The organism is Pseudomonas sp., from assembly GCF_030147005.1.
Classification (GTDB): domain Bacteria; phylum Pseudomonadota; class Gammaproteobacteria; order Pseudomonadales; family Pseudomonadaceae; genus Aquipseudomonas.
On record NZ_JASLAW010000181.1, the window covers coordinates 1 to 5,376 of the forward strand.

A 5,376-nucleotide genomic window follows, 5' to 3' on the forward strand; every position below is an offset into this window, starting at 1 on the left:
CTGATAATCTTGTTGACTATCAGTCTGACTCCACAAGCACCCACACGAATTGCTTGATTCAGTTGTTAAAGAGCGGTTGGTTAAGAGCTATTCGTCTCAACCGAGGCGCGCATTCTACAGCAGCCTCATTTGCTGTCAAGCGGTTATTTTTAGAAGCTTTCGAAGATTTCTTCAACAACTTCAACCACTTGCGCTTGCGATCTCTCGTAAGCGGGAGGCGAATTCTACAGCGTTACACGCTGCTGTCAACACCTCTTTTTCAACTTCCTTTTGGCTTCAATGAACTGAAGCGACCTGCTTCCGAAACCTACTTAACTCATTGTTTACCAAGGAGTTTTCCGTTTCGACTGCGCCGGAAGTGGGGCGAATTATAGACAGATAAAATTCGCCGTCAATGCTTAATGTGAATTTTCTATCAAACAGCCTGTACTCCCTCAAATCGGACCGAACTGAGCAATATATTGCTCAATGCATCGCACTTAAGCATCATAGCCCCTTCTGCCTTCTACTAAGACTTCGGAAGAACACTTTCAATGACCACTCCACCCCGCAGCCTGGCCTCCATATTATTCCCCGTCGGCCTGCTGTTGATCGCGATGGCATCCATCCAGTCCGGCGCCTCGCTGGCCAAAAGCATGTTCCCTGTCATCGGCGCGCAAGGTACCACCACCCTGCGCTTGATCTTCGCCAGCGTAATCATGCTGCTTCTATTACGCCCATGGCGCGCCAAACTGACGGCCAAGTCCCTGCGCACCGTGATTGTCTACGGCATGGCACTGGGTGGCATGAACTTTCTCTTCTATATGTCGCTGCGCACCGTCCCGTTGGGTATTGCGGTAGCCCTGGAGTTCACGGGCCCGCTCGCCGTGGCCATCTACGCATCGCGCCGAGCAGTGGACTTTTTGTGGATCGCCCTTGCGATCATGGGTTTGCTCCTGCTGATACCGATGGGCGAAGCCAGCAATGGCATCGACGTGGTCGGTGCCGCCTATGCGCTCGGCGCCGGCATCTGCTGGGCGCTTTATATTCTGTTCGGCCAAAAGGCGGGGAACGATAACGGTGTGCAGACCGCCGCGCTCGGCGTAATGATTGCCGCTCTGTTCGTCGCGCCCATCGGCATCGTGCACGCCGGTACCGCGTTGCTGACTCCCGCCTTGATTCCTGTTGCCATCGGTGTCGCGATCTTGTCCACCGCCCTGCCCTACACACTTGAAATGGTCGCGCTCACTCGCCTGCCCGCTCGCACGTTCGGCACCTTGATGAGTATCGAGCCAGCGTTCGGCGCCCTCTCCGGCCTGTTCTTCCTGCATGAACACCTGACCCTCGCGCAATGGCTGGCCATCACCTGCATTATTCTGGCCTCGGTCGGCGCCACGCTGACAATGCGCAACGAATCCAAACCCCTGGTGCCCGCCGACTGACCCTCTTTAAAGGCAACTCTGGTATTTACCGCTTATTTAGGCCATGTTTAGGCCGTAAACGAATGTCTTTCATGGAGAAGTTCGACACGGACAGCATGAACGCTACGCTCGAGAGCGAGTAAAAGCTGGCTTCGATCCTTTTACGAAGCGGCTATTTAAGGATTGGAATGAATCGAATTTTTATACTGTTGCTGGTCATAGGCATTGCTGGCTGTGCCGCGACCACTAAGACAGAAGTGAAACGGGGCAAAAAAGGGCTGCATATCAACTGTTCGGGCCTGTCCTCCTCTTGGGACCAGTGCCACACCAGTGCAGCCAATTCATGCGGCGTCAAAGGTTATCGGGTTATCGCCAAATCCGGCGACAACTCTGAGGAGCCCGGGGATTACCCCTTCGGCCTCAACCCTGCCGGCTACACCAGTCGCAGCATGATCGTCATTTGCAAATAGATACTTGAGCAGGGCCCACCCCCAATTCCATTGAAGGTCCAGCCCCGCGCGGCGTTGCGGCTAACCTCCTGCTCGATCATCGAGCCAACGGAGTTGCCATGGCGCACAACAAGAAAGTAATGCGACCTGCGGCCCATTGCCAAGCGTTTCATCCGCAAAGGTTACGTGCCCTGGGTCACTCGTCGCTGCGCCGACAAACTGCAGCTGTTGGTGCGCAGCATCCAATTGGTTGGCGGTGAAGCACATGGCTTTGCCAGCAATCAATGAAGCAGTAAAAAACCGCTCTCAAGGAAAAAACCGAACACGCTATTAAACGCGGCGTATTCGGTGCCCCAGCATGTTTGTAGGCGACACACTGTTTTTCGGTCAGGACCGGCTGGATTTCGTACGCGAAGCCCTCAGTCAGCCATCGATCAAATAGCCTCTGTGCGCACCTGCAACCACGTGTGCGCATCGCCACTGAGCAACGGGCTCAAGCGCTCACGCACTTGGGCATGATAAGCGTTGAACCATTCGCGCTCGTCGGCCGTGAGCAAAGAAGGCTCCAGGCAACGGGTGTCGATCGGGCACAAAGTCAGGGTTTCAAACTTGAGGAATTCACCAAACTCGGTGTTCCCCGCTTCACGGTTCAACACCAGGTTCTCGATGCGCACGCCCCAACGCCCTGGGCGATAAGTGCCCGGCTCGATCGACGTGATCATGCCCGGCTGCATTGCCGTTTGCGGTGCGGCGACCGCCTGGTAGGCGATCACTTGCGGGCCTTCGTGCACATTGAGGAAATACCCTACACCATGCCCTGTGCCATGGCCGTAATCCACGCCCTCGGCCCAGATCGGCGCGCGCGCGATGGCATCGAGCAGCGGCGACAGGATGCCTTTGGGGAAGTGAGCGCGGGATAAGGCAATCACGCCCTTGAGCACCCGCGTGCAATCGCGCTTCTGTTCTTCACTCGGCGTGCCGATGGGCACCATCCGCGTGATATCCGTCGTACCGCCCAGGTACTGCCCGCCCGAGTCGATCAGCAATAAGCCATCGCCTTCGATCACGGCATGCTCTTCTGGCGTGGCGTGGTAATGCGGCATCGCGCCGTTGGCATTGAAGGCAGCAATGGTGTTGAAACTCAGCGATACATAACCCGGACGGCGAGCACGCGCTGCCGTCAGATGCTCGTCGATGGTCAGCTCAGTAATGCGTTCACGACCCAGGGCCGACTCCAGCCAGGCGAAGAATTCGCACAAGGCGGCGCCATCCTGCTCCATGGCCTGACGGATATGTTCGGCGTCAGCCAGGCTTTTGCGGGACTTGGCCAGCGTGGTCGGGTTCAAGCCCTCCACCAGCGTTACGCCGGGGTCGAGGTGCTCCAGTAGACCGGCCGTTACGCGTGCCGGATCAATGTGCAGACGTGCCCCCGACGGTACATCTCGCAGCGCGTCAGCCACATCACTGTAGTCGCGCACGCTCACGCCATCGCGCTCAAGCGCAGCCCGCAGCTCGGCGTCGACTTTGCTCAACGCTACGAACAGAGTGGCCTGCTGTTGATTGATCAAGGCAAAAGACACGAATACCGGGTTGAACGATACATCGCCACCGCGCAGGTTGAATAACCAGGCGATGTCATCCAGGGTCGCGATGAAATGCCAGTCAGCGCCTTTGTCTTTCAGGCTGACGCGCAGGGCTTCGAGTTTTTTGCCACAGCTGAGGGTAGCGTGCGGCGGCAGGTGCTGATAGATCGGCTGGTTCGGCAGCGCCGGGCGGTCGTGCCAGACGTCATTGAGCAGATCGATGTCCGTACGCAAGCGCGCGCCGCGCTCCGCCAGCTTGCCACCCAGGGTGCGTGCCGACGCCACGGCCATTACCGCGCCATCGACTGCCACTACGCTGCCTTTCGGGGTTTGTTCAGCCAACCACTCCAGCGGCCCAGGTTGGCCCGGTTGCAGTTTCACCAGCTCAATGCCGCTGCCCTTGAGCTCCTTCGTCGCTTGTTCCCAGTAGCGGCTGTCGGCCCACACACCGGCAAAGTCCGCAGTGACGATCAAGGTCCCCACCGAACCATGGAACCCCGACAACCATTGGCGCCCCTGCCAGTATCCCGGCAGGTACTCGGACAAATGCGGATCCGCCGACGGCACCAGCAGGGCATGAACCCCCTCTCGGCTCATCAGCTCACGGGTATGCGCCAGGCGCTGGGGAACCGTTCCATGGGTCAAAGGCTGCGTACTCATTGTGTCTCCTGCTAACCACTAATAATTGTTATGGACTGCGGGTGAAGGTTCAGACTGCCCAGAACGCCGGTGCGCTGGCCAGTGCCGATTTGATCAGTTGTACCGCTTCGTCGATATCGCGCTCGGTGGTAAACCGGCCCAGGCTTAAGCGAATGGTGCGCCCGGCGCTGCGAGCGTCATGCCCGAGGGCCAGAAGCACATGGGATGGTGCGTTGCTGGCCGAATTGCACGCTGAAGTCGCCGAAAAGGCAACCCCTGCACTCAACGCACTCGGGTTGAATTCGCCTTCGTTGAACGTAAGGCTAAGGGTATGGGGAATTCGCTGTGTAGGGCTGCCGTTAAGGCGCACACCCGCGATCGACTCCAACTGATCCAACAGACGCTGTCGCAAGGCCACGATCTGTGCCTTCTCCTCGGCAAAAGACGCCGCCGCCAAGGCGAAGGCCGTGCCCATGCCCGCAATCTGGTGAGTCGCCAGGGTGCCCGAACGCAAACCCCCTTCATGACCACCACCATGAATCTGCGCCAATACCTTTTGTTGCGCCCGAGGTCCTACGTACAACGCGCCGATGCCCTTCGGGCCGTACAGTTTGTGAGCCGAAAACGACATCAAATCCACCGGCCACTGCGCCAGGTCGATGGCTACCTTGCCAGCCCCTTGCGCCGCGTCCACGTGAAACAACGCCCCCTGCTCACGCACCCGCGCGCCAATGGCCGGGATGTCGTTCAAAGTGCCCAGTTCGTTATTGACCAGCATCAGCGACACCAGAAAGGTGTCTTCACGCAGTGCTTCACTGACGGCCTCGACACTGATCAAGCCATCCGCATCAGGCACCAGATACGTTACCGCCACCCCGGATTCCTGCAATTGCCGCGCGGTGTCGAGTGTGGCCTTGTGCTCGATCTGGCTGGTGATGATATGCCCGCCCGTCACGCCACGCGCCTGGGCCACGCCCTTGATCGCGAGGTTGTTGGACTCGGTGGCGCCGGAGGTCCAGACAACTTGCTCGGGCTGGGCGCCGACCAGTTCGGCCACCTGGCAGCGTGCCTGCTCAACCGTTTGCCGGGCCGCTTGGCCGAATGCGTGGGAACTGGACGCGGGGTTACCGAAATTGGCATTGAAGCCCAGACACTCAACCATCACCTGGATGACCCGTTCATCCACCGGCGTGGTGGCGGCATAGTCGAAATACAACGGACGTTTATTCATGAGGTTAAAGACTCGCAGAGCGTGTTCCCGAGAACGGTGTCGCGGGGGCATCGAACAGAACAGAGGTCGTCAGG

4 protein-coding genes and 3 pseudogenes are annotated in these 5,376 nt (G+C 58.5%); 5 read left to right on the top strand and 2 right to left on the bottom strand.

Annotated elements, in window-relative coordinates; translation table 11 throughout:
• From Q1V60_RS17125 to Q1V60_RS17145, 5 genes and pseudogenes are all read left to right on the top strand, one after another.
• Window positions 1-374 (top strand): annotated as a pseudogene (locus Q1V60_RS17125) (hypothetical protein); the annotation flags it as partial.
• Between the two features lie 159 nt (window positions 375-533).
• The gene (rhtA, locus tag Q1V60_RS17130; protein ID WP_300632693.1) at window positions 534-1,421 is read left to right on the top strand and encodes a threonine/homoserine exporter RhtA; all 888 of its coding nucleotides are present in this window, start codon (window positions 534-536) and stop codon (window positions 1,419-1,421) included.
• Between the two features lie 167 nt (window positions 1,422-1,588).
• Window positions 1,589-1,870 (top strand): hypothetical protein, encoded by a 282-nt coding sequence (locus tag Q1V60_RS17135; RefSeq protein WP_300632696.1) that lies wholly within the window; start codon window positions 1,589-1,591, stop codon window positions 1,868-1,870.
• 126 nt (window positions 1,871-1,996) lie between these two features.
• A pseudogene (locus Q1V60_RS17140) lies at window positions 1,997-2,131 on the top strand (glucose 1-dehydrogenase); the annotation flags it as partial.
• 14 nt (window positions 2,132-2,145) lie between these two features.
• Window positions 2,146-2,291, top strand: a pseudogene (locus tag Q1V60_RS17145) (DsbA family protein); the annotation flags it as partial.
• On the opposite strand, the gene Q1V60_RS17150 reads toward Q1V60_RS17145, so the two are convergent.
• Window positions 2,284-4,092, bottom strand: coding sequence for an aminopeptidase P family protein (locus tag Q1V60_RS17150; RefSeq protein ID WP_300632698.1), 1,809 nt, complete (start codon window positions 4,090-4,092; stop codon window positions 2,284-2,286). The pseudogene Q1V60_RS17145 and the gene Q1V60_RS17150 sit on opposite strands and share 8 nt — an antisense overlap.
• 49 nt (window positions 4,093-4,141) lie before the next feature.
• Window positions 4,142-5,302, bottom strand: coding sequence for an aminotransferase class V-fold PLP-dependent enzyme (locus Q1V60_RS17155; protein WP_300632701.1), 1,161 nt, complete (start codon window positions 5,300-5,302; stop codon window positions 4,142-4,144).
• Window positions 5,303-5,376: the final 74 nt, after the last annotated feature.

What these genes read in the sequence shown, in the direction of transcription:
- rhtA (WP_300632693.1), top strand. Translation starts at nt 534, where the DNA reads ATGACCACTCCACCCCGCAGCCTGGCCTCCATATTATTCCCCGTCGGC.
- Q1V60_RS17135 (WP_300632696.1), top strand. Translation starts at nt 1,589, where the DNA reads ATGAATCGAATTTTTATACTGTTGCTGGTCATAGGCATTGCTGGCTGT.
- Q1V60_RS17150 (WP_300632698.1), bottom strand. Translation starts at nt 4,092, where the DNA reads ATGAGTACGCAGCCTTTGACCCATGGAACGGTTCCCCAGCGCCTGGCG.
- Q1V60_RS17155 (WP_300632701.1), bottom strand. Translation starts at nt 5,302, where the DNA reads ATGAATAAACGTCCGTTGTATTTCGACTATGCCGCCACCACGCCGGTG.